This is a genomic window from Pseudomonas sp. Fl5BN2, assembly GCF_009908205.1.
GTDB lineage: Bacteria > Pseudomonadota > Gammaproteobacteria > Pseudomonadales > Pseudomonadaceae > Aquipseudomonas.
In genome coordinates this window covers 23,745-46,013 of sequence record NZ_JAAARL010000006.1, presented here as the reverse complement: position 1 = coordinate 46,013, position 22,269 = coordinate 23,745, and the positions used below count along the sequence as shown (strand labels likewise).

20 protein-coding genes and 4 tRNA genes are annotated in these 22,269 nt (G+C 59.8%); 11 read left to right on the top strand and 13 right to left on the bottom strand.

Going from position 1 to position 22,269, the window contains the following annotated elements; translation table 11 throughout:
* Positions 1 to 22 precede the first annotated feature (22 nt).
* Positions 23 to 943, bottom strand: a complete 921-nt coding sequence (rdgC, locus tag GV819_RS10015; protein ID WP_161755915.1) for a recombination-associated protein RdgC — start codon at positions 941 to 943, stop codon at positions 23 to 25.
* A 160-nt stretch (positions 944 to 1,103) separates the two neighbouring features.
* Here rdgC and GV819_RS10010 point away from each other — a divergent pair.
* The 4 genes from GV819_RS10010 (at position 1,104) to GV819_RS09995 (ending at position 1,647) form a co-directional block, all read left to right on the top strand.
* Positions 1,104 to 1,179: transfer RNA gene (locus GV819_RS10010), tRNA-Val, on the top strand.
* 19 nt (positions 1,180 to 1,198) lie between these two features.
* Positions 1,199 to 1,275: transfer RNA gene (locus tag GV819_RS10005), tRNA-Asp, on the top strand.
* Positions 1,276 to 1,475: 200 nt separating this feature from the next.
* A tRNA-Val gene (locus tag GV819_RS10000) sits at positions 1,476 to 1,551 on the top strand.
* A 19-nt stretch (positions 1,552 to 1,570) separates the two neighbouring features.
* Positions 1,571 to 1,647, top strand: a tRNA-Asp gene (locus tag GV819_RS09995).
* 579 nt (positions 1,648 to 2,226) lie between these two features.
* On the opposite strand, the gene GV819_RS09990 is transcribed toward GV819_RS09995, so the two are convergent.
* Positions 2,227 to 3,396, bottom strand: a complete 1,170-nt coding sequence (locus GV819_RS09990; protein ID WP_161755914.1) for a catalase family protein — start codon at positions 3,394 to 3,396, stop codon at positions 2,227 to 2,229.
* Positions 3,393 to 5,201 (bottom strand): di-heme-cytochrome C peroxidase, encoded by a 1,809-nt coding sequence (locus GV819_RS09985; protein ID WP_178125971.1) that lies wholly within the window; start codon positions 5,199 to 5,201, stop codon positions 3,393 to 3,395. Before GV819_RS09985 ends, GV819_RS09990 begins: the two co-directional genes overlap by 4 nt.
* Before the next feature lie 268 nt (positions 5,202 to 5,469).
* On the opposite strand from GV819_RS09985, the gene GV819_RS09980 reads away from it, so the two are divergent.
* The 5 genes from GV819_RS09980 to GV819_RS09960 all read left to right on the top strand — a co-directional run bounded on the left by GV819_RS09980 (position 5,470) and on the right by GV819_RS09960 (position 8,178).
* Positions 5,470 to 6,183: an FKBP-type peptidyl-prolyl cis-trans isomerase gene (locus GV819_RS09980; RefSeq protein ID WP_161755913.1), complete on the top strand. Its 714-nt coding sequence runs from the start codon at positions 5,470 to 5,472 to the stop codon at positions 6,181 to 6,183.
* Positions 6,184 to 6,475: 292 nt separating this feature from the next.
* Positions 6,476 to 6,931 carry a YkvA family protein gene (locus GV819_RS09975; RefSeq protein WP_161755912.1) on the top strand — a complete coding sequence of 152 codons (456 nt, stop codon included), beginning with the start codon at positions 6,476 to 6,478 and terminating at the stop codon, positions 6,929 to 6,931.
* Positions 6,932 to 7,045: 114 nt separating this feature from the next.
* Positions 7,046 to 7,387: a helix-turn-helix domain-containing protein gene (locus GV819_RS09970; RefSeq protein ID WP_161755911.1), complete on the top strand. Its 342-nt coding sequence runs from the start codon at positions 7,046 to 7,048 to the stop codon at positions 7,385 to 7,387.
* Positions 7,384 to 7,755 (top strand): hypothetical protein, encoded by a 372-nt coding sequence (locus tag GV819_RS09965; protein WP_003179080.1) that lies wholly within the window; start codon positions 7,384 to 7,386, stop codon positions 7,753 to 7,755. Before GV819_RS09970 ends, GV819_RS09965 begins: the two co-directional genes overlap by 4 nt.
* The gene (locus tag GV819_RS09960) at positions 7,756 to 8,178 is read left to right on the top strand and encodes a sel1 repeat family protein (protein ID WP_161755910.1); all 423 of its coding nucleotides are present in this window, start codon (positions 7,756 to 7,758) and stop codon (positions 8,176 to 8,178) included. It begins immediately after the preceding gene.
* Here GV819_RS09960 and GV819_RS09955 read toward each other — a convergent pair.
* Positions 8,123 to 9,955 (bottom strand): bifunctional diguanylate cyclase/phosphodiesterase, encoded by a 1,833-nt coding sequence (locus tag GV819_RS09955; protein ID WP_161755909.1) that lies wholly within the window; start codon positions 9,953 to 9,955, stop codon positions 8,123 to 8,125. The two genes, GV819_RS09960 and GV819_RS09955, sit on opposite strands and share 56 nt — an antisense overlap.
* 135 nt (positions 9,956 to 10,090) lie before the next feature.
* Positions 10,091 to 12,175: a carboxy terminal-processing peptidase gene (locus tag GV819_RS09950; RefSeq protein ID WP_178124784.1), complete on the bottom strand. Its 2,085-nt coding sequence runs from the start codon at positions 12,173 to 12,175 to the stop codon at positions 10,091 to 10,093.
* A 138-nt stretch (positions 12,176 to 12,313) separates the two neighbouring features.
* Here GV819_RS09950 and GV819_RS09945 point away from each other — a divergent pair, with 138 nt between their 5' ends.
* Positions 12,314 to 13,276: a zinc-binding dehydrogenase gene (locus GV819_RS09945; RefSeq protein ID WP_161755907.1), complete on the top strand. Its 963-nt coding sequence runs from the start codon at positions 12,314 to 12,316 to the stop codon at positions 13,274 to 13,276.
* Between the two features lie 109 nt (positions 13,277 to 13,385).
* Here the strand turns inward: GV819_RS09945 and GV819_RS09940 are convergent, their stop codons facing one another.
* The 6 genes from GV819_RS09940 to GV819_RS09915 all read right to left on the bottom strand — a co-directional run bounded on the left by GV819_RS09940 (position 13,386) and on the right by GV819_RS09915 (position 18,693).
* Positions 13,386 to 14,039, bottom strand: a complete 654-nt coding sequence (locus GV819_RS09940) for an HAD family hydrolase (protein WP_161755906.1) — start codon at positions 14,037 to 14,039, stop codon at positions 13,386 to 13,388.
* A gap of 40 nt (positions 14,040 to 14,079) precedes the next feature.
* Complete coding sequence (locus GV819_RS09935) at positions 14,080 to 15,069, bottom strand: ABC transporter ATP-binding protein (protein WP_161755905.1); 990 nt, start codon at positions 15,067 to 15,069, stop codon at positions 14,080 to 14,082.
* The gene (locus GV819_RS09930) at positions 15,066 to 15,866 is read right to left on the bottom strand and encodes an ABC transporter permease (RefSeq protein WP_161755904.1); all 801 of its coding nucleotides are present in this window, start codon (positions 15,864 to 15,866) and stop codon (positions 15,066 to 15,068) included. Before GV819_RS09930 ends, GV819_RS09935 begins: the two co-directional genes overlap by 4 nt.
* Positions 15,853 to 16,698, bottom strand: coding sequence for an ABC transporter permease (locus GV819_RS09925; RefSeq protein ID WP_161755903.1), 846 nt, complete (start codon positions 16,696 to 16,698; stop codon positions 15,853 to 15,855). The genes GV819_RS09930 and GV819_RS09925 overlap by 14 nt, the downstream gene beginning before the upstream one ends.
* Positions 16,695 to 17,501 (bottom strand): alkaline phosphatase family protein, encoded by an 807-nt coding sequence (locus GV819_RS09920; RefSeq protein ID WP_161755902.1) that lies wholly within the window; start codon positions 17,499 to 17,501, stop codon positions 16,695 to 16,697. The genes GV819_RS09925 and GV819_RS09920 overlap by 4 nt, the downstream gene beginning before the upstream one ends.
* Before the next feature lie 124 nt (positions 17,502 to 17,625).
* A complete protein-coding gene (locus tag GV819_RS09915; RefSeq protein ID WP_161755901.1) occupies positions 17,626 to 18,693 on the bottom strand; it encodes an ABC transporter substrate-binding protein in 1,068 nt (355 codons plus the stop codon).
* A gap of 362 nt (positions 18,694 to 19,055) precedes the next feature.
* Between GV819_RS09915 and GV819_RS09910 the strand changes: the two genes are divergently transcribed.
* The gene (locus GV819_RS09910; RefSeq protein ID WP_161755900.1) at positions 19,056 to 19,784 is read left to right on the top strand and encodes a UTRA domain-containing protein; all 729 of its coding nucleotides are present in this window, start codon (positions 19,056 to 19,058) and stop codon (positions 19,782 to 19,784) included.
* A 26-nt stretch (positions 19,785 to 19,810) separates the two neighbouring features.
* On the opposite strand, the gene GV819_RS09905 is transcribed toward GV819_RS09910, so the two are convergent.
* The gene (locus tag GV819_RS09905; RefSeq protein ID WP_161755899.1) at positions 19,811 to 21,967 is read right to left on the bottom strand and encodes a mechanosensitive ion channel family protein; all 2,157 of its coding nucleotides are present in this window, start codon (positions 21,965 to 21,967) and stop codon (positions 19,811 to 19,813) included.
* A 79-nt stretch (positions 21,968 to 22,046) separates the two neighbouring features.
* Complete coding sequence (locus GV819_RS09900; protein WP_161755898.1) at positions 22,047 to 22,253, bottom strand: hypothetical protein; 207 nt, start codon at positions 22,251 to 22,253, stop codon at positions 22,047 to 22,049.
* Between the last annotated feature and the right edge of the window lie 16 nt (positions 22,254 to 22,269).

Sequence of the window (22,269 nt, the reverse complement as noted above, 5' to 3'; positions counted from 1 at the left end):
GAGCGGCTATCCAGGCAAGGCGTCAGATGCCTTGTGGCGTCTCTTCGCCACCCAGGGCTTCGAATAGCGCCGGCAGGAAGTCGCCGAAGGTCAGCATCATCAGTGTGAAGCTGGCGTCCTGTTGGCCGAGGGCCTCATCGCCGCCGTCCTGTTCTGCTTGATCCTGCAGCAGGTCTTCGAACTTCAGGCGCTTGACCACCATCTTGTCGTCGAGCATGAAGGACAGTTTGTCCTGCCAGGCCAGGGACAGTTGAGTGACCACTTTGCCCGTACTCAGGTGCAGCTGGATTTCTTCGCTGGTCAGGTCCTGGCGCTTGCAGCGCACAATGCCGCCGTCTTCGTGGGTATCGCGCAGTTCGCATTCATCGAGGACAAAGAAGTCGTCGGCGGCTTTCTGGGTCTTGACCCAGTCGGTCATGATCGCCGTCGGGGCAATTTTCACGGTCAGTGGGCGTACGGGCAGGGTGCCGAGTACTTCGCGCAGAGTGGAGAGCAAGTCTTCGGCACGTTTCGGGCTGGCCGAGTTGACCAGGATCAGGCCCTGTTTCGGGGCGATGGCAGCGAAGGTCGAGGAGCGGCGGATAAAGGCGCGGGGCAGGAACGCCTGGATGATTTCATCCTTGATCTGATCGCGTTCCTTCTTATAGACCTTGCGCATCTGCTCGGCTTCGATCTCTTCGACCTTTTCCTTCACCGCGTCGCGTACCACGCTGCCTGGCAGAATGCGTTCTTCCTTGCGCGCCGCGACCAGCAGGAAGTCCTGGCTGACGTGGACCAAGGGGGCGTCTTCACCTTTGCCGAACGGAGCGACGAAACCGTAAGTGGTCAACTCCTGGCTTGCACAGGGGCGCGCCAGTTTGGTCGCCAGTGCAGTTTCCAGCGCCTGCGCATCAACAGGCAGATCTTGGGTCAGGCGGTAGATAAGCAGGTTCTTGAACCACATGGGGTGAATCTCTCCTTTATACAAAGGGGGGCATTATTCTCCGCGCAGCTCCATAGGCCAACCCTCCGCTAAGCCTTTGGAAGGCCTGATAAAATTATTTTAAAAAGTGCTTGCCAGAGTAATGGCTGCTCCGTAGAATGCGCGCCACACCGAACGTGAAGGGTGATTAGCTCAGCTGGGAGAGCGTCTGCCTTACAAGCAGAATGTCGGCGGTTCGATCCCGTCATCACCCACCATTCGCATTCAGTGTTACGCGCAGCGGTAGTTCAGTCGGTTAGAATACCGGCCTGTCACGCCGGGGGTCGCGGGTTCGAGTCCCGTCCGCTGCGCCATATTCGGTAACCTGGAACACTGAACGCCAGGTCACCACAGAAAGCCCGCTAGCGCGGGCTTTTTGCTGTAAGCAGTTGTTGTAAAGAGTTCCGTGGGTCGTGTTGCAGTTCATTGAAATTCGATTTTTTTAATAAAATTATTAATTAAATCAACACATTATGAATTTCTGTGGCATAATGCGCCCCGCAACGAAGGTAAAGGGTGATTAGCTCAGCTGGGAGAGCGTCTGCCTTACAAGCAGAATGTCGGCGGTTCGATCCCGTCATCACCCACCACTTACTTTCAACGCTACGCGCAGCGGTAGTTCAGTCGGTTAGAATACCGGCCTGTCACGCCGGGGGTCGCGGGTTCGAGTCCCGTCCGCTGCGCCATATTCGCTCCTTCAGGCCCACTGAACGCCTGGGAGCTACAAGAAAAGCGGCCTATGGCCGCTTTTTTTCGTTCATGGCCCAGCCACTGCATTTCTTGTCTGCTCTTGGCAGCACGCTGTCGATCCAGAAATCCCTCCCAAGCCGGCTCGGTTGTTTGAACGAGTGCGTTGAGGCCGCTCGATGAATTGGCGGTGATCCTCGGTGCATGGGTTGGCAACGGTCGCGACAGCGATATGCTCAACCACCCCGTGGCGCTAGGGGGCTGAGCACTCACAACAGCGCTCGGCTTAGCGGTAAAGCCACTCCCTGTGCCGGTGTCGTTTATGGCCTCAATGACAATCACTCGGTCTACGTATGCGATACCAGCATCTTCAAGCCGCAGATCGTGTGTGACAGCGATGGTGCAATTCTGCAGTCGGATGTATTCGATAAAAATACATCCACACCTTGGATGCCAACTTCTGCAGCTTCACGTATACCGCCCCGCGCAACCTGATGCTGGGTGCCTGCTACGACTTCTGACGGTTGGCGAGGCATAAAAAAGCCCCGAACTTGTCGGGGCTTTTTTATGCGTGCAGATTACGGTTCGGCATTACGGCGGTGCCGATAGTCGCTGACCGCTTCATACACAGCTTTGCGCAAACGGTTGATGCCGCCAATCGGTCGATGGGCTTCCAGACCGAACCAGGGGTTGAAGGATTGGTTGTCACACGCCAGGTTCTGCGCCGGGGTATCGAAGTCCTGGGCGGGGATCTTCATTCGGGCCACTGTTTCAAACGCTGAATCACTCTCCTTCCACTGGATGCTGGTGTCTTCGATCGGCATGAAGCGGCTTGGGTCTTGGCGCTGGATCTGCAGGACAAAGCAGGCGGCGACTCGATCGGTCGACAGCTGTTGCAGCAGGGCACTGCGCAGGAAGTTCGGCAGGTCCTGATTTTGCGTGGGCAGCTTGTAGCTCGGACAGCTGTCCGGGTCCGGCAGTACTCGGAATTTAGCGTTGGCGTTGCCGAACTTGTAGGGCGAGACGGAAAAGTAAGTGGTCTGGGTCGGGCTGGCCGGTGCCGGTGACAGAGTCGCCAAAGCGATGAGCAGATGGCGGATCTGCCAACTGCGTGGATTCCAGGTGGGGAAGAAGGCGCCGACTTTCTTACCGTCCGCCTGAGCGCCGATGTTCTGTTGATACTCGGCCACATCACTGACGAAGAAGTTCGGATGGTTGAACATCACGAAATCCTGCTCGCGGCGACCCGACTCTGAGGGCAGCAGCTGCCGTCCTGGGACATCCAGCAGCTTGATCGCCATGCCACGGGCATCGCGAATGCTGTCGAACTGTGGATAAGCGTTGCCGTTGGACAGGCGCACCAGCGCTTGCCAGGTTTGCCCGGGAGTGGCGAACACTCCCTGGCGCAGTTGCGGATCCAGCTCCGCGAGCACCTGGACTTCGGCTTTCACGCAGCCGTGGGCCTTGGCATGGGCGTCACGCAGGTAGCGGGTGCCTTCGCGGTGCTGATCCACGATGCGCACGGCGGTCTGGATAATGTCTTGGGTGCGTGCGGTCTCATCCGCCGGAATCTGTTCTTCCACCGCCACCGGGCCGCGGTGCTGCCAGGCAAACCAGGCGCTGGCCAGGCCCCATCCGATCAGTCCGACGCACAGCAGAATCAGTACCAGCTTGCCCAGCAGGGCTCCTAGGCGTAGCCAGAGCCGGCCCAGCAGGGACGGCCGTTTTCTTGCGAGATCGAGTTTCATGGCAATTGCGACTCCAGCGGTCCGCCCAGAACTTTCAGGTATTCCAGCAATGCCCAGCGTTCTTCAGGCTGCAGCAGCGGGCCGATTACACCGTTACCGCGCTGACCGGCGCGGAACTCATGGCCACTGTTGTGGTTGCCACTGATACGGGTATCGAATTCAAAGCCGTTGGCGAATGCCTCGGTGCGATAGCCCAGGTGTTTCGGATCGTATTCGAAGGTGCCGCGATAGAAAGTTGTCGAGCGCTCTGATTGCGGTGACAGCAACTGGTAAAGGCTGGGGACCGAGCCATTGTGCAGGAACGGCGGTGTGGCCCAGACCCCGGCCAGTGGGCGTGCCTTGTAGGCGTGCAGTTCACGTACGCCAATGGGCAGCCCGTAGCCGTCCAGGCGTGGGCGTTCTTCTGGGGTGACCTGGGCGTCGCGGTAGGCGCGCTCTTCGACGAAGGCAGTGATATAGGCCAGGCCCTTGGCCGCCGAGAGCTGATGCAGGTCCAGGGGCTCGGTCGGTGTCGGGTGCAGTTGAACGTTGGACTTGGTCAGTTCAGTGATGTCCCACTGCAAGGCACTCAAATCGTAGCGTAGGTCGGCGATGTTGCTGGCGGAGTTCGGGTCGGTGCCGATGACCGCGACAGGCAGCATCTTCAGTTGCTGCACCGGGCGCCCGTTGTTGTCGCTGACGCTGGGGACATGGCACCCGGCGCAATGGTTGGCAAACAGTTCCCGGCCTTTGGCTGCTAGCGGCTGGTCAATGGCTCCCAGCAATTCCTCCGGCCAGGTGGGCGGCTTGAGTCGTTGCAGGGTTTCTTCGATCTTGTTCAGATCGCGGACCCGGACGCTGGATGGATAACGAGACTCACCGCTGAGAGGTTGGCCGGCGTCATCGAACAGGTTCAGGGTTGCACCGACGCCAAGGGCTTCGCCGATATTGCGCGCCATGGGTTGTTGTGCCGAGCCGTTCCACTGCACCCAGTCGAAGGTCCAGATGTCCCATAGTTGTGGGTAATCCACGGGGGCATTGGCCACGCGGTAGTTCTCGGGGGAGATCGCATCACCGAAGCTGGCGTTGGCGATTCGGCCGAAGGCATCGGTGCGGCCGGGGCCCTCTTCGGTGGGATAAAGACCGCGGTGTGTGTCGTTCCAGGCCACCTTGAGGAAAGTGTCCAGCGAGACTTTGAAATCCTTGCGCAATTGTTCGTGTTGGGCGTTGTAGTCCTGGCCTAACACGTTGCGGGCGAAGCGCTCGAATTTCCACGGGTTGTAGTAGGTCGCCGTCAGGCTGGCCACCAGGGCCTGGCCGAAGCTGCCACCGCGCAGGGTCGGTACGCTTGAGGGCAGTACATGCTGGGCCGAGCCGCCATCGATTCGCAGTGCCTGATGGTTGAAGCGTAACTCACCGGTGTGGCAGGCGGCGCAGGTGATGTCCAGGTACTCGGCTTGGCTGCCGGGATTCTGGTGCCGGGCGAAACCCACCGGCAGGTTGCCGGGATTGTCGGCAGTAGCCTTTTGTCCCGGCTCCACCAGAAAGCCGAAGCGTGCCAAGTATTCGGGAGCCGCAAAGGGCTGCTGGGAGAAGGGCAATTCCAGGGCGGTGAACCACTCATAGCGTAGGCCTTTGACCTGAGTGCCTTGAGGGGTGAAATAGAAGATCTGGCGGTCGGCGGCATCCCATTGATTTAGGTAGTGCACCTTCTCGACCGGGATATAGGCGGGGAGTCTCGGATTAGCGATGTAGTACAGGACCACAGCCAGGGTCAGGCCGATCAGCACGGCAATTAACAGCAACACACGGTATAAGAGGCGCAAGATGTACGTCCTTGTCGAATTTCGCTTCCTTATGCCTGAGCTCAACTGACGCGGCAAGTAGCCATTACTTGAGCTATGGTTACTCGCGCCCTTTCAAACGCCTAGTTGAGTTGTCTGGGCAGGGTGTACCCAGAGCACAAAAACGCTTTTAAAGACGTGAACTTATCGGACATTTACTACTCTTACGCCGGTAGCCATTGGTCGTGGTCGCCTGATAAGCTCGCGGCTTTATTCGATTGCCCTTTAGGCGCATGAACAAGGAAATAGCATGAAACAGCATCGGTTGGCGGCGGCGGTGGCCCTGGTTAGCCTGGTACTCGCGGGTTGTGACTCGCAGACCAGCGTAGAGCTGAAAACCCCGGCGCAAAAAGCTTCCTACGGGATCGGCCTGAACATGGGCAAAAGCCTTGCCCAGGAAGGCATGGATGACCTGGATTCGAAAGCGGTAGCCCAGGGCATTGAAGATGCCGTCGGCAAGAAAGAACAGAAGCTGAAAGATGAAGACTTGGTCGAAGCCTTTGCCGCGCTGCAAAAGCGTGCTGAAGAGCGCATGGCCAAGATGAGTGAAGAGTCGGCTGCGGCAGGCAAGAAGTTCCTCGAAGAAAACGGCAAGAAAGCGGGTGTGACTACTACCGCTTCCGGCCTGCAGTACGAAGTGCTGAAGAAGGCCGACGGTGCTCAGCCGAAAGCGACCGACGTAGTGACCGTTCACTACACCGGTACCCTGACCAACGGCACGGTGTTCGACAGCTCGGTAGAGCGTGGCAGCCCGATCGATCTGCCGGTCAGCGGTGTGATCCCGGGTTGGGTCGAAGGCCTGCAACTGATGCACGTTGGTGAGAAGTACAAGCTGTTCATCCCTAGCGACCAGGCTTACGGCGCGCAAAGCCCAAGCCCGGCGATTCCAGCCAACTCGGTACTGGTATTCGAATTGGAGTTGCTGGGTATCAAGGATCCAGCCAAGCAGGACGCCGCCAAGTAACCTGCGTCAGCGCCTGAAGCAACGCCCCGTTTTTACGGGGCGTTGTCGTTTCTGCGGGATGCTGCTGGCAAATAATCCGAACCGGCAGCATCGTAGGCGGTCTGAACAGGGTGTTGGCGATGGCTAGTCGCTGAAGGCTGCCAAGTCAATGAAATTATGGGTTTTTTTATGTGAGTAAAAAACGCCCGATCTGAGCTCAGCCCTTATGAAACGGGGCTTGCAGCCGTGAAAAAGAGCTCTGTTCACAAGGTTATCCACAATTTGTGTGGATAACATTTCAGTGGGAGTGATGATGAAGGCACCCTGGAATTTTGCCCGTTTCCTACCCTTGGCCGGTCGCTTGCTGAGTCGCGGCCGTTTGCCGACGCTGTTGTTCGCGGTGGCCAGCAAAGGTGCCAGCCAGGGTGGACGCCTGGGTAAGGTCAAGGAGGACCTGCGGCTGTTGCAGGCGCTGTGCTTGGCCTACTGGCGGGGCGAGTACCGGGCCATCAGCCCCAAGGCCTTGTTGTCGGTGGTGGCGGGCCTGATGTACTTCCTCAGTCCGGTAGACGCGATTCCTGATTTCATCCCTGTATTCGGCATGCTCGATGACATTGCCGTGCTCGCGTGGTTGATGAAGACCCTGGATGACGAACTCAATGCCTTCCGCTCCTGGCGTAATCGCCAGGTGCCGGAAAAACTCGCGGTGGTCGAACGGCTGCCGGATACACCCCAACAGCTGCAACTGGAGGCACCACGGAAAAACTGAGGTGATTTTCTTACTCCCGTAACAATCATGCTCCCCGCGACCGCCGCCGCTGTTAGGATTACACTTCAAGGGAAAAGTCCGACTCGCTAAGTGTCGTTGTCCTACGGGGTAGTAATGGATATCCAGATTATTGAACGCGATGGCGAGCCCGAGTATGCGGTTCTGCCGTGGGCTCAGTATCAAGCTTTATTGACAGCCGCAGGCTTCACCGATCAAGCACCGCACGCTGCTGCAACGTCTCAGGCAGCGCCACCAGCCCAGAGTCTTCCGGGCCTGGATCAACTACGAAATCTGCGTGAAGAGAAGGGCATCGCCATTGAGGCGTTGGCCCGCAAAGTAGGTATCAGTCCGTCTTACCTGGCCCTGATTGAAAGTGGCGAGCGTCTACCCGACGCTGCGATTCGCCGCAGCTTGGCTTGGGAGTTGACGGTGCCGGGGTGGAGGGAGCAATTGTGAGTGTAAGGATCAGTCGTCAGCACTGGGATGGGCTGTTGGGTGAGTTGGATCAGGCCCGTCGTCAACGCCATCTTTTAACCTATCGTGCGTTGCTGGAGCGTTTGCAGTTACCCAGCCCGGCCATGCAAACCTTGACCGCGGCGCTTGAACATCTGGCCGCCCTGGATGCGCGGGCCGAGCAGCCATTGCGCAGCTCCCTGGTGATCAGCCAGGGTGCCAGCCGTTTGCCGCGCACCGGATTCTTTGAATGCGTGGAGCGCCTGGGGCGTTTTTCCGGGCCTTCCGATGGCGTTGCCGCCGCTTCATGGCACGCCTCGGAAGTGGTGCGAGTGTTCGAGTACGAGTACCCCGAATCAGCGGAGGCTTAAATGTTCTGGCGACTCAAGGCACGGCTCAGTTACTGGCTGGCGCGACGGCTGTTTCATTGGCCATGGTTGGTCCGCGAACCTCGTAGTTGGCGCTGGATGGAAGGGCAGTTCGCGCGTATGGCCAACTTGGGCGACGTCGACGCGCAAAGTTTCTACGGGCACATCCTGACCTTTCGTGGGCGAGGGCTTGGGGCGCGGGAGGAGGGCATCCGCCTGCTGCGTCTGGCCGCGCTATCTGGTGACGGCAAAGCAGCCTATCAACTTGGCGTGATCAGTCTTGCCGGATCCACCAGCAAAGCGCCTGACGCTGCAGAGGCGGCGCGTTGGTGGAAGCTCTCAGCCCAGGCCGGGCATCCTCTGGCGGATCTCAAGCTGACGCAGTTAAATCAGTCGGCTGATCCCGATCCCGCGTCGGCTCATTGACAACGCTGGTACCCAGGCAGGCTGCGGTTTCCAGGCTATCGATCACATGGATACTGTAGCCCTGCACATTCTTGGCGTGATGCTTGGCTTGGGAAGCCAGCTCCGCCAATTGGCTGGAATCCAGTTGTCCACAGGCCTGTGGATACAAATGCACCACGCCGATGGACAGTGACAGCAGGGGGAACTCCTGGCGAACCCCTTGTCGATTGAGAGCGACAAAACAGCCGGCTTCCAGGTGTTCGCTGCGATAGAAGCGTCGACATTGGCTATGGAAGTCGTCCAGCAACTGGTTCAGCCGCTTGCGCCAGTCTTCCGGCCCCAGCACCAGCAGAAAATCATCCCCGCCAATATGCCCGACAAAGTCGCGGCTCGGGTCCACCCGATCATTCAGGCATTGCGCCAGGCACAGCAGGACTTCGTCGCCGCGGCCGTAGCCGTAGATATCGTTGAAGGGCTTGAAGCTGTCGATGTCCACATAGCAGATGACTGATTCTCGCCCTTGCTGCAACAGCCGGGTCAAGCACTGCTGGATTGGCACATTACCTGGTAGCAGGGTCAGTGGGTTGGCATAGCGGGCCTGCTGGATCTTCAGTTCGGTGATCAGCTTGAGTACGTCGATCACCCGGCCCAGCCCCAGGTAGTGGCCGTTTAGAGTGATGATGAAGTCTTCTTCAATGCGTTGCCGGGCACGGCTGGTGATCAGGCGGCTGACCTGTTGCAGGGATTGGCTGAGCTCAACGGCGAGGAAGTCATCGTTCATCAGCCGGCTGATGGGCTTGCGGGCGAAAAGATCGGTGGCAAAGGGCTTGAGCAAGGCGTCCGAGAGCGAATGCCGGTGGACGATCCCACAAGGCTGACCCTGCTCGTCAAGGACCGCCAGAGAGTTGAGATTGGCTTGCTGGCGGAAGGCCTCCAGCACGTTGGCGGTCGGAATGTCACGGGCCACCGCCGGCTGTTCTTTAAGCAGCGCACTGAGGTCGCTGCCTTCGTCGTTCAGCGCCACGCTGGTGTTGTCATGCTTGGGCATCATTGCCCGGGCATCCCGAGGTGGTTGTTCCTGAGGACGGCACAACAGGTAGCCCTGAATCAGATCAACGCCCATCTCGGTAAGCACTGCCAGTTCTTCGGCCATCTCGATCCCTTCGGCGATCACCAGGGCGCGGGAGGCCTTGGCGATCTGCAGGATCGAGCCGACGAACTCGCGCTTGAGGGCGTCCTGGTGGATGCCGTCGATGAAGTGCCGGTCGATCTTCACGTAGTCCGGTCGCAGCTCGGACCACAGGCGCAGGCTTGAGTAACCGGCGCCGAGATCGTCCAGGGCAATGGAAAAGCCCATGTCGCGGTAATGATGCAGGGCATTCTGCAGCAGTTGGAAATCATCAATTGGCGTCTGCTCGGTGAGTTCGATCACCACCTGACTGGGTGGAATACCGAAGTCCTGGAGCAATTGCAGGGTGCGTCCTGGCTGGTGAGCTGCTTCCAGCAGGGATTCCGGAGAGACGTTGAGGAAGAGTTTGCCGGGTAGTTGCTGCTCGCTGAAACGTTTGCATGCGCTGTAGCGGCAGGCGATCTCCAGTTCGCTCAGGCGTCCGGCCTGGCGCGCTACCGCGAACAGCGCGACAGGGGAGTGCAGCGGGCTATTGGAGGGGCCTCGACTCAAGGCCTCGTATCCGAGGATGCGTCGCTGCGAAAGGGAAACAATCGGCTGGAACAGGCTGTGTAGACTGCTTTGAGCCAGGATTGAACTCAATGCACTCAGCTGTTCGGTCGTGGTCATGGCGATCTCTGTCGATTAAAAAAGGACCTGCCGCCGCTCCTGATTCGGGAGCGGCGGCAGGTCCTTTATTTCACGACAGAATGATGACTGTTTAATGACGATCCGAGGAGCGATCGAATTAAATTGCCATCATCTTCAGTGCTTGGCCACCGAGGTGTTGAGCTTCAGATAGTCCAACAGAATGCGCCCGGTTTCACTCAGGTAGGCGTCGTCTTCCGGCTTGGTCTTGTCCGGCTCGGCAGCGGCCAGCGCGTCCTCGTCTTCTTTCTTCAGCTCTTTGAGCGGCTCTTCGCCCTTGGCCTTGCGGCGAGCGTTTTCCAGGGCCAGCTGCTTGGCTTCAATATCGGCATGCTGGGCACGGCGATCGGCTTCGTTGAGGCTGACGGTTTTTTCCGCCATCAGCTTCTGCGCCAGAGCCAGCTTGTCACGGATGAACACGAACTCCGGATCTTTCGCCGACCGGGCTTCATGCTCGGCCTTGAGCTGGGACAGGAACGGCTTGAACGGATCTATCGTCGGCTTGATGGCCGGGCGAATGGTGTCCCATGGCATCGCTTCAGGCAGGGCGCTTTCGCCAATTTCCTTGGTGTCGATGATCGACGGGTAACCGATATCCGGCAACACGCCCTGATGCTGGGTGCTCTGGCCGGAAACCCGGTAGAACTTGGCCAGGGTCAGTTTCAGCTCGCCGTGGTTCAGAGGCTGAATGGTCTGCACCGTGCCTTTACCGAAGGTCTGGCCACCGATGATCAGCGCGCGGTGGTAGTCCTGCATGGCGCCGGCGAAAATCTCCGAAGCCGAAGCCGAGAGGCGGTTGACCAGCAGCGCCATCGGGCCTTTGTAGAAGGCGCCGGGGTTTTCGTCTTCCAGCACATCCACACGGCCATCGGCGTTGCGTACCAGGACGGTCGGGCCCTTGTCGATGAACAGGCTGGTCAGTTCAGTGGCTTCCTGAAGGGAGCCGCCGCCGTTGTTGCGCAGGTCGATGACCACGCCATCGACCTTGTCTTTCTGCAACTCGGTCAGCAGCTTCTTCACATCACGAGTGGTGCTCTTGTAGTCCGGATCGCCAGCACGGAAGGCCTTGAAGTCCAGGTAGAAGGCCGGGATCTCGATCACCCCGAGCTTGTAGTCCTTGCCGTCCTGCTTGAGGTTGAGGATCGACTTCTTCACCGCCTGATCTTCAAGCTTCACCGCTTCGCGAGTGATAGGTACGATCTTGCTGGTCTGGTCGTTTGGTGCATTGCTGGCCGGAATCACTTCCAGGCGCACCAGGGTGCCTTTCGGGCCACGAATCAACTTGACCACTTCGTCCAGGCGCCAGCCCACGACGTCGACCATTTCCTTGTCGCCCTGGGCGACACCGATGATCTTGTCCGCGGGAGCCACTTGCTTGGTCTTGTCCGCCGGACCTGCCGGCACCAGGCGCACGACCTTGACCTGGTCGTTATCGCTCTGCAACACGGCGCCGATACCTTCCAGCGACAGGCTCATGTTGATATCGAAGTTTTCCGCATTATCCGGCGACAGATAGTTGGTATGCGGATCGTAAGACATGGCGAAGGTGTTGATGTAGGCCTGGAAGATGTCCTCGGCCCGGGTCTGGTCCAGGCGCGCCAACTGATTCTTGTAGCGCTTGGTCAGCGTTTCTTGAATCTGCTTGGGGTCTTTACCGGCAATCTTCATCCGCAGCACTTCGTCCTTGACGCGTTTGCGCCACAGGTCGTCGAGTTCGGCGGTGGTCTTGAGCCAAGGGGCGTCCTTGCGATCGATCAGCAAGGTTTCCTTGGCGGTGAAGTCGAACTTGTCGGCGCCTTTGTTGAGTTCAGCCAAGGCGAAGTCCAGACGGGATTTGACCCGGTCCAGGTAACGCTTGTAGATGGTGAACCCGGCGTTCAGGTCGCCGCTTTTAAGGAAGTCGTCAAACTGGGTTTTCCATTTGTCGAACTCCGCGATATCGCTGGCCAGGAAGTAGCTGCGTGATGGATCCAGCAGCTTCAGGTAGCTGTCGTAGATGATCACCGAGCGCGCATCATCCAGCGGCGGTTTGCTGTAATGGTGACGCTTGAGCAGTTCAACGACATTGAGGCTGGCAATTACCTCATCGCGATCAGGCTGAAGGTTGTCCCAGCTATTGGCTGCGAACGTATTGGTCGACATCGGCAGGAGGCCGAGACCAATGAAAAGAGCGAGGGCGGTGCTGGGGAACAAATGCTTCATGCTGATTCGACGCGGGGGCAATTGATAACGCATATTAGGCCGTCTTTGAAGTCGCCGGTTCCATGAGGGCCGGTCGCATAATGCAAAAAGCCCGGTGCTACCGCTCCGGGCTCAGTCCAGACTCACTATGGAGGCACTGTGAAAGCATTGCAAGGCGTTGAAGGTCATGTGGAGTGGGTTGAAGAGCCAAGCCCTGCTTGTGATGTCGGCCAAGTTCGCATTCGCGTGGCGGCGGCGGGCCTGAATCGGGCCGATCTGCTGCAGCGTGCAGGGCTCTACCCTCCGCCTCCCGGGGCCAGCCGAGTGCTGGGATTGGAGTGTTCCGGGGTGATCAGCGAGGTCGGCCCGGGCTCGTCCTGGCAGATCGGTGATCGGGTGTGCGCGCTGCTGGCAGGCGGTGGCATGGCCGAAGAGGTGGTGGTGGATGCACGCCATGTGCTGCCGGTGCCAGAGGGCGTGTCCCTGGCGGAAGCCGCGGCCCTGCCCGAGGTATACAGCACGGCCTGGCTGAACCTGTTCCAGCTGGCAGCGCTCAAGCCGGGAGAGAAGGTACTGTTGCACGCGGGGGCCAGCGGCGTCGGTTCGGCGGCTATCCAGCTGTGCAAGGCATTTGGCAACCCGTGCTGGGTCAGCGTCGGTTCGGCCGATCGTCTGGTCTATTGTGAAAGCCTCGGCGCTCAAGGCGGTGTGGTGCGTACCGAGGGTCTTGAGGCGCTGCGCGACTTTGGGCCTTTTGATGTGATTCTCGACCCGGTAGGGGCCAACTACGCGGTCAACAACCTCAAGCTGCTGGCCCTCGATGGGCGCTGGGTACTGATCGGTCTGATGGGCGGGCGTGAAGCGCAATTGGACTTGGCCTTGGTGTTGGCCAAACGCATCCAATTACTGGGTTCGACCCTGCGCAGCCGCGACGAACAGTTCAAGGCCGATCTATTGAGCGACCTTGGACAGAACGTTTGGCCGCTGTTTAGCGAAGGGCGGCTGAGTCCGCAACTGGCCAAGACCTTCCCGATCCAGGACGCTGAAGCGGCCTTTGCCGAGCTGGCGACCAATCAGGTTTCGGGCAAGCTGGTGCTGGTGATCGACCCCAGCCTCAGCTGATCCTCATGGCCGGCTTGCTCACGAAGCTGTTGTTGGGTCGAAAGACCTCTTTGCCGGCCCAGCTCCTACACTAAGCTGCTTTGGCAATAAGCAGCGGGACGGTGTTGCATTATTTCCAGTGGTGGATCGGCCAACCGGCCTTCTCTGCGTGTTCACGCAGCACCGGGTCCGGATTCACCACCTGCGGGTAATCCACCCGCAGCAGCAATGGCAGGTCGTTGCGGGAGTCAGAGTAGAAGGTCGCCCCTTCCAGGTTCTCTTCTTCAGCGTCCAGCCACTCCAGCAAACGGGTGATCTTGCCTTCACGGTAGGTCAGGGTGCCGACGGTATGGCCGCTGTACACGCCGTGCAGTACTTCCAGCTCGATCCCCAGCACCTCATCGATGCCCAGGCGCGCGGCAATCGGTTTCACCAGGTGAGTACCAGAGGCCGAGATTACCAGGATCCGGTCGCCGGCCTTGCGGTGGGCGGCAATGGCCTTGCAGGCGTCGCTGAAGATGAGCGGTTCGATCACGTCTTCAACCCAGGGCTCCACCAAGTGCGCCACTTCTTCCGGGGTACGCCCGGCCATGGGTTCCAGACTGAAGGCCATGAACTCTTCCATGGCCAGCTTGCCGTGACTGTAGGCGTCCATCAGTTCGTAGTTGCGACGCATGAATGACTCTCTGTCGACCCAGCCCAGGCGGGCCATCTGCTCGCTCCAGAGCGTCGCGCAGTCGCCGTGAATCAGGGTTTCGTCCAGATCAAAAATTGCCAGGGCCATCAGTGCAGCTCTCTCTTCAAGTTCAATCGCATGAAAGGCATCAGGCTACCTCACACAGGGCCGTCGGATCGATGGAAAGCGCCAGGCGTTGTCCGTCGGCATGCAGGTCATCGGCCGAGCGGTTGAGGACATCGACCACCAGTTCCACGCCGCGTGCCTCGATCCGATAGCGGATTACATTGCCCAGCAGGCTGTGGCTGCGGATCAGTGCGTCGAGTTGGCCTTCCTTGCGCAGTTCGATAGCTTCCGGGCGAATGGCGATACGGCTGTTGACCGGGCGCTGCAGCAGTTTGCTGGCGCTTTCGGCGTCCAGCAGGTTGTAGTTGCCGATAAAACCTGCGGCGAAGGCATCCACCGGTGCGGTGTAGAGGGTTTCGGCATCACCGCTCTGGACGATCTTGCCCTGGTTCATCAGGAAGATCCGATCGGACATGGTCAAGGCTTCCTCCTGATCATGGGTGACGAAGATGGTCGTCAGGCCCAGCTCCCGCTGGATATTGCGGATCTGTTCACGCAGGTGCTTGCGAATCCGTGCATCCAGGGCCGACAGCGGTTCGTCCAGCAGCAACAGGCGCGGTCGGGTTACCAGGGAGCGGGCCAGTGCCACCCGTTGGCATTGGCCACCAGAGAGTTGGTGCGGATAACGGCTGGCGAAGTCGTTGAGCTCCACCAGTTGCAGGACTTCAAGTCCCCGCTTGTGGCTGTCATCGGGGTTGACCTTCTGCATGCGCAGGCCGAAGGCAACGTTCTGCTCCACGGTCATGTTGGGGAACAGCGCGTAGCTCTGGAACACCATGCCGATCCCGCGTTTCTGCGGGCTCAGGGGCACGATGTCCTGGCCGTCGAGGAGGATCTTGCCATTATCCACCGGGGTCAGCCCGGCGATGCAGCGCAGCAGGGTGGACTTGCCGCAACCGGAAGGGCCGAGCAGGGTGACGAACTCGCCTTTGTGGATTTCGCAGTTGATGTCGCTGAACACCGGGGTGCCCGCATAGTGCTTTTGCAGGTGTTGGACGCTGACGAAGCTCATTGGCTTTTGTCCTTGTTCAAGATGTTGGCGGCCCAGGTCAGAACCAGCACAAAGAAGAAGTAGGAAATCACCAGGGCGCTGGTGAAGTGGCCGCTGCTGTTGCGCATGTTGTTCAGGTACACCTGCAGGGTTTCATAGCGGGTACCCACCAGGATGTTGGCGAACACGAACTCGCCGAACAGGAAGGAGAAGGACAGCAACAAGGCCACCATCAAGCCTTTGCGCAGGTTCGGCAGCACCACCAGGAACGCCGCTTGCCAGGTACTGGCACCGAGCAGTTGGGCGGCGTCCATCAGGTCTCGCAGATTGATCGCCTGGAGGTTGTTGGTGATGGCCCGATACATGAACGGCAGCGCTACGGTGAAGTAGCAACCGATCAGGATCCACGGTGTGCCGACCATGGCGAAGGGACCTGAACCATAGAGCTGCAGCAGGCCCACCGAGGACACCACCGGCGGCACCGCGAAAGGCAGCAGGATCAGGATGTTCATCAGCGCGTCGAGCTTGGGGAAGTGGTAGTGCACCACAAACAGCAGCGGCAGGATCAACACCACGGAAAGGATCAGCGCTCCGACGCAGACCAGCAGCGACTGGCCGAAGGCATTGAGAAAGCGCGGGTCGCTCCACAGTTGCAGGTACCACTTGAAGGTGAACCCGCTGGGCAGGATGGTCGCCGACCAGCTGCTGGCAATGGAGTAGACGAATGTCCCCAGCAGCGGCAGCAACAGAATAGCGAACAGCAGGTAGACCACGAATCGGTGGTACAGGGCGGCGGAGCCGGGTTCAGCGCGAGACATGGTAGCTCCTCTTCAGCAGCAACTGATGGACGATGGTCACTAGGGTCATCAGCGCCACCAGCACCACCGCCAGAGCGCTGGCCATGTTCGGATCCAGGGAGATGTCCCCGGAAACCATGGCGGCGATGCGGATCGGCAGCACGTTGAAGTTGCCGGTGGTCAGGGCATATACAGTGGCGTAGGCACCCAGGGCGTTGGCCAGCAAGATCACGAAGGTGCCCAGCAGCGCCGGGGTCAGCACCGGCAGGCCGATGTGCCGCCAGAACTGCCAGCTGCTGGCGCCCAGCAGCGCGGCGGACTCACGCCAGTCTTCGCGCAGGGCATCGAAGGCTGGGTAGAGCAGCAGTACGCCAAGGGGGATCTGGAAGTAGGTATAGAGAATGATCAGCCCGGTCTTGGAGTACAGGTTGAAGTCCTGAATGATCCCCGACTGCTTGAGCATCAGGGTGATGGTGCCGTTGAAGCCCAGCAGGATGATGAAGGCGAAGGCCAGGGGCACGCCGGCGAAGTTGCTGGTCATGTTGGCGAAAGCGTTGACGAAGTTGCGCAGTTTGGAGTCCACCCGGCGCAGTGAGTAACTGCCCAGCACTGCGATAGTGATGCCGAACACGCTGGACCAGAAGCTGATCTCCAGGCTGTACTGGATCGCTTGCAGGTAGAACTTCGAACTGAAGATCTTGCTGAAGTTGGCCAGGCCCCAGCCGAACTCCTCCGATTGCAGGCTGTTGATCAGCACCCACACCAGAGGTGCGATCTGGAACACGATGAAGAACAGGGCGAAAGGTACCAGGCACAGGGCGGCCAACCATTTGCCACGAGTGACTGAATTCACTGCAACAGCTCCCGGCAGAAAGGTTTGTCATGGGCCACGCCCAGCAGTTGGCAGACGGTGCCGCACAGTTCGGTCTGTTTCGGCGCGGCAGCGGGATCGAGGCTGAAGGCGTTGCCGAACACGAACAGCGGGACTTCCCGCTCCTCGGCCAGCAGGCCGTTGTGTGAACGGTCGTTGTTCATGCCGTGGTCGGCCGTCACCAGCACCTGGTAGCCGGCATCCAGCCAGCCTTGCAGGTAGTCGGCGAGGATGATGTCCGCCGAGCGCGCGCTGTTGCGATATTGCGAACTGTCCAGGCCATGCTTGTGTCCGGCGTCGTCGATGTTCATCGGGTGCACCAGCAGCAGGTTGGGCTGATGGCGCAGGCGCAGGTCTTCGGCGTCGGCGAACAGGTGGGAGTCGGGGTAGTGATCGCTCCAGTAGAAATGGCCGTACTGGATCGGCAATTCAGGGTTGGCAGTGTGCCGGTCTTGCGGGGCATTGAAGGGCGAACGGTTGTACAGCTCGCTGACCCAGTGGTAGGCCGCGGCGGCAGTGGTCAGGCCGGCATCGCGGGCGTAGTGGAAGAGGCTGCGCTGGTTGGACAGGCGCGAGAGCTGGTTGTGCACGATGCCGCTGTCGATCGGACGCACGCCCGTGAGGATGCATTCGTACAGCGGGCGCGAGAGCGCGGGTAGTTCGCATTGCAGCTTGTATAACGCAGCACGGCCGGCGCCGACGTAGGCCTGCAAGTGCCCCATGGCGTGTCGGGCGACTTCGTGGTTGAGGCCATCGAGCACCACAAGGATGACGTTGTGCTTCATGAGGTGGAGGGCTCCGGGATCGGGTGTGTAGGCGCCAGCTTGCCGGCGAGTGGCTTGTGTGCGCTTGTCTGTGCAGCGCCTTTGAGCCATTCGCCGGCAAGCCGGCTCCTACAGGGATGCAGCATTACTGCATATTGATGATGACTTCTTCCTGCCACTTCTGCGGTAAGGCCTTGGAGGTTTTTTCCCAGGCGTCGGCATCCTTGATCGGTGTCACATGCTTGTACTGCTCGTTGGGCAGCAGGTTGGCCTGTACTTCGGCCGGCAGGGTCAGGTGTTCGGCGCGGATTGGCCGAGCGTTGCCGCGGGCGAGGTTGATCTGGCCGGCATCGCTGAAGATGTATTCACGGGTCAGCTTGGCAGCGTTCGGGTGCTTGGCGTACTTGTTGATGATGGTGGTGTAGCCGGAGATCACCGAGCCGTCGGACGGGATCAGCACTGTGTAGTCGTCTTTGTTGACCATCTTGTTGCGGTAGCTCAGGCCGTTGAAGTCCCAGACTACGCCGACCTCCACTTCACCCTTTTCCATGGTGGCGATGGTCGGGTTGGCGAGGGACAGGCGACCTTGCTTGGCGATCTCGGCGAACATCAGCAGTGCCGGCTGGATGTTCTTCTCGTCACCGCCCTTGGCGATGGCAGCAGCCAGTACGCCGTTGGCGGCCTGGGCGGCGGTGCTCACGTCACCGATAGACACCTTGTACTTGCCTTTTTCCAGGTCGGCCCAGCTCTTCGGCGCTTCGGAACCGTGCAGCAGCTTCTTGTTGATGATGAAGGCAATGGTGCCGGTGTAGGCCAGTGCCCAGTTGCCATCCTTGTCCTTGGCCCAGTCCGGGACCTGTGCCCAGGTGCTTGGTTTATAGGGCTGGGCGACGCCCTGCTTGACTGCGATGGGGCCGAAGGCTGCGCCGACATCGCCGATATCGGCGCTGGCGTTGTCTTTTTCCGCGGCGAACTTGGCGATTTCCTGGGCCGAGCTCATGTCGGTGTCGATGTGCTTGAGGCCGTAGGTCTTGGCCAGGTCTTCCCAGGTACCTTTCCAGTTGGCCCAGTCGTCGGGCATGCCGACGCTGTTGACAGCGCCTTCCGCTTTGGCAGCGGCTTCCAGGGTTTTCAAATCGTTATCAGCGGCCATGGCGGCGGTGCACATGGCAATGGTCGAGCCTAACAGTGATGCCAGGAAAAGCTGTTTCATCCGAAGCTCCTTTGGGCGTGTTCAACGCTGCGTTTTATCGACAGTCTTGCGGTGGGTTGGTCTAGGTCAGCAATACCTGAGCCAATTTAGGCGGGTTGGATGACACTTTGATGTCGGTGCCAACGATCGGCGCATGGATTCGGGCGCAGGTCCGGGGCTGCGAAATAAGCGTAGACCATGGCCAAACACCCACTGTGCAAGGATCTGGCGGGTAATTTGCAGGTTCGTGGCCGTCCCGTTCAGCGCCTTTGTCATCTCTCAGTCATATGCATTGCCTAGGCTTTCGACACGGATGCAGAGCGCTGCCCCGGCCACTGCACTGCCCTGAAACAGTGCTGGTCTAGTCCAGATAGGTAACGTTGATGCGTATTGATGCAACCAAAGCGGTGACAGCCATCGGCCAGGTCCTGCAAGAGCAGATCGCCCACGGCCTGTTGGCGCCCGGCAGCAAGCTGCCGGCCGAGCGCAAGCTCAGCGAACTGTTCGACACCACCCGCATCACCGTACGCGAGGCCCTGCTGCAACTGGAGGCCCAAGGGCAGATCTATCGTGAGGAGCGCCGTGGCTGGTTTGTCTCGCCGCCGCGCCTGGCCTACAACCTGATGCAGCGTAGCCACTTCCACGCCATGGTCAGCGCCCAGGGCCGGGTGCCGTCCACAGAGGTGATTTCCGCGCGCCTGCAACCGGCATCAGCGGCGGTCTGCGCCTGGCTGCAATTGCCAGCGCTGTCCAGCGTGATCCAGATCTGCCGCGCGCGGCGTATCGATGAGCGGCTGGTGCTGTACGTCGAGCACTACCTGAACCCCAAGTATTTTCCGAAGATTCTCGATCTGGACCTGAACCAGTCGATCACCGAGCTCTATGCCCGGCATTACGATCTGCATTACGGACGGGTGCGCTTCGAAATCGTGCCCACCTCATTACAGCCGGAAGCGGCGGCGGCCTTGAAGGTTTCGGTGGGCAGTCCCGGACTGCGGATTGCCCGGGTCAACTATGACCAGCACGAACGGCTGATCGACTGTGACCTGGAGTTCTGGCGCCATGACGCGATTCACGTAAGCGTCGATGTGCAGCAAGACAGTCGTGTGTAGAAGCCGGCTAGCCGGCCCTTACTGGATCATTCCTTTTCCGCGCCGCCACCGGCAGTGATCACCTGGATGCTCATGCGTGGAGTCGCGAGGTCGAGCCCGGCCTCGTCGAGATGGCGCTTGAGGGACAGGTTGAAAGCTCGGGACACTTCCCATTGCTTGATGGGTGCCGTCTTGAAGCGAGCGCGGAGGATGGCGCTGCCGGACTCGAAACTCTCGACCCCCTGGATCTCCAGTGGCGACCAGATGTTGCGCCGTTGCAGAGGATCTGTGCGCATCTTCTGGCCGACATCGCGCATCAGCTTGATCGCATCGTCGATCTCCATGTTGTAGGGGATCGCCACGCGGAAGATCGCGTAGCCGAACTCCCGAGAGTAGTTCTTGATGCTCTTGATCTCGCTGAACGGGATGGTGTGGACGATGCCGTCGATGTCCCGCAGGCGTACGGTGCGGATGGTCAAGCCTTCGACGGTGCCGAGGTGGCCGCCGACATCCACGTAGTCATCGATGGCCAGGGAGTCCTCGATGATGATGAACAGGCCAGTGATCAGGTCCGCTACCAGTGATTGGGCACCGAAGCCGATGGCCAGGCCGATGACACCGGCACCGGCCAGCAACGGTGTGACGTTCATGCCCATGTTGGCCAGGGCAACGATGGTGGCGATGATGAAAATCGCCACGAACAGCACGTTGCGGATCAGCGGCATCATGGTCTGTGCGCGGGCGTTGGCCAGGCCCTTGCGTGAGCGGGTCAGGGCGTGATGCACCGCGGTGTCGCTGAGAATCCAGATCAGCCAGGCGAAGATCAGGGTGCCGGCGAGGCTGAACAGCTTGACGCTGATTTCATGGCCGTCGCCTTCGGTAAAGCGGATCAGCGACATGCCCCAGACCCTCAGGCCAAGCTCGATGAACGCCAACCAGACCGCCAAGTGGGCGAGGGTGTAGAAGAAGCTTTTCAGTCGTTCGGAATACAGGGCATGGCGTTTGTGCCCACGCAGGGGCTTGAGGGCGTGGCGGCGTACCAGGCCGTTGATCACCATGCACAGCACCAGCAATACCGTACACAACAGTGACTGGCGCAGGGCCGTGCTGGTGTCGCCGGCGGAGACAAAGGTGGCGAACAGCGAGATGCCCACTAGCACCAGGGCTGGCAGGTACCAGAAGGTTCCGATGATTTCGATGGTGTCGCTCAAGGCCCGGCGAGTCAGGCGCCGTGACAGTGGTTGGTTGCGGATCAGGTGGGCGATCGGCCGACGGAAACGCAAGATGAACACGCCGGTGGACAGCGCCGCCATGACATTGGCGAAGGTTGCGGCGGTGTGGGCCAGGTGCGGGCCGAGGCTGGCCACCAGTCGTGGGTCGCCCAGCGCTTCGCCAAAGGCCGCGAAGCTGCCGATCCACCATAAGGGACGGAAGGCCTGGCGGCGCAGAATGTAAAGCGCCCGGTGCCGGTTGGGGCCATCGAGCACGGAGAACGCGACCACGCAGATCGCCGAGAAACAGGTGCCGACCACCAGGGCATAGGCCAGCACCATGGCCAGTTGCTTGCCCAGGGAGGACGGCAGGGAATAGGTCAGGTAGACGGTGATCAGCAGGGCAATCAACCAGGGGCCGAGCTTGCGCAGGGCAAACCGCAGCAGGTCCCAGGTCTTGGGGTGCTGGGGCAGGTCTTCGGTCAGGCCAAAGCGCAGGCGTACTCGGTGGCTGAGCCAGATCAGCGCTGCCGCCAGCAGGCTCCAGACCATGAGGATCAAGGCAAAGGCAAAGATTATCGGTAGCCACTCGCTGGCCGGCAGCATCAGCGCCGCGAGTTCGCCCTTGGCCTGATCGAATTCGTTGGACCAGCGCGTGACAGGGCTGTCGGCCCCGGAGAACTGTTTCTCGAGATTCGACAGGGTGCCGCCAATCAGGCCGAGTACGCCTTCTTCGGCATCTGGCTGGGCTTTTTTCGTGGCGTCGCGCAGCTTTTTCAGGTCGACCAGCAACTTGGCCCGTTGCTGGTCGTTTTCCAGGGACTTGATCACTTCGTCCAGTGATTGCCCCAGAGGCTCTTCAGCCTGAGGCTGGGCTTTGCTCTGATTGCCCAACAACCCCGGCAACCCGACGGCCTGGGCACTGTTCATGGGCAACAGGGTCAGCAGGCAGACAAGCACATAGCAGGGCAGGGCGAAAAGACGAGCGAACACTGGGCGGTCAACCTCGGAGAACGATGGATCGGCCGAGTGTACGAGGCCGCCAAATTCAATGCGAGGGTGAGCGCTGCATTTATTCCGCGAGTTTGGCGAGGATCTTGTAAACCACGGTGCCCAGAATCAGCAGCATGCCGACCCACATACTGAACACACCGAGGTTCTTGTCCCGGAAATTGAAGCCGATGGCCAGGAGGAGCATGCCCGTGAGGATCGGGATGAGCATGGAATGAAACGAAGACATCGAGATCATGACGACGGCCTTGTCAGAAGGAGTACTCATAAGTCTAGGTCGCTTT

What these genes read in the sequence shown, in the direction of transcription:
- rdgC (WP_161755915.1), bottom strand. Translation starts at nt 943, where the DNA reads ATGTGGTTCAAGAACCTGCTTATCTACCGCCTGACCCAAGATCTGCCT.
- GV819_RS09990 (WP_161755914.1), bottom strand. Translation starts at nt 3,396, where the DNA reads ATGAAACTCGATCTCGCAAGAAAACGGCCGTCCCTGCTGGGCCGGCTC.
- GV819_RS09980 (WP_161755913.1), top strand. Translation starts at nt 5,470, where the DNA reads ATGAAACAGCATCGGTTGGCGGCGGCGGTGGCCCTGGTTAGCCTGGTA.
- GV819_RS09975 (WP_161755912.1), top strand. Translation starts at nt 6,476, where the DNA reads ATGAAGGCACCCTGGAATTTTGCCCGTTTCCTACCCTTGGCCGGTCGC.
- GV819_RS09970 (WP_161755911.1), top strand. Translation starts at nt 7,046, where the DNA reads ATGGATATCCAGATTATTGAACGCGATGGCGAGCCCGAGTATGCGGTT.
- GV819_RS09960 (WP_161755910.1), top strand. Translation starts at nt 7,756, where the DNA reads ATGTTCTGGCGACTCAAGGCACGGCTCAGTTACTGGCTGGCGCGACGG.
- GV819_RS09955 (WP_161755909.1), bottom strand. Translation starts at nt 9,955, where the DNA reads ATGACCACGACCGAACAGCTGAGTGCATTGAGTTCAATCCTGGCTCAA.
- GV819_RS09950 (WP_178124784.1), bottom strand. Translation starts at nt 12,175, where the DNA reads ATGAAGCATTTGTTCCCCAGCACCGCCCTCGCTCTTTTCATTGGTCTC.
- GV819_RS09940 (WP_161755906.1), bottom strand. Translation starts at nt 14,039, where the DNA reads ATGGCCCTGGCAATTTTTGATCTGGACGAAACCCTGATTCACGGCGAC.
- GV819_RS09935 (WP_161755905.1), bottom strand. Translation starts at nt 15,069, where the DNA reads ATGAGCTTCGTCAGCGTCCAACACCTGCAAAAGCACTATGCGGGCACC.
- GV819_RS09930 (WP_161755904.1), bottom strand. Translation starts at nt 15,866, where the DNA reads ATGTCTCGCGCTGAACCCGGCTCCGCCGCCCTGTACCACCGATTCGTG.
- GV819_RS09920 (WP_161755902.1), bottom strand. Translation starts at nt 17,501, where the DNA reads ATGAAGCACAACGTCATCCTTGTGGTGCTCGATGGCCTCAACCACGAA.
- GV819_RS09915 (WP_161755901.1), bottom strand. Translation starts at nt 18,693, where the DNA reads ATGAAACAGCTTTTCCTGGCATCACTGTTAGGCTCGACCATTGCCATG.
- GV819_RS09910 (WP_161755900.1), top strand. Translation starts at nt 19,056, where the DNA reads ATGCGTATTGATGCAACCAAAGCGGTGACAGCCATCGGCCAGGTCCTG.
- GV819_RS09900 (WP_161755898.1), bottom strand. Translation starts at nt 22,253, where the DNA reads ATGAGTACTCCTTCTGACAAGGCCGTCGTCATGATCTCGATGTCTTCG.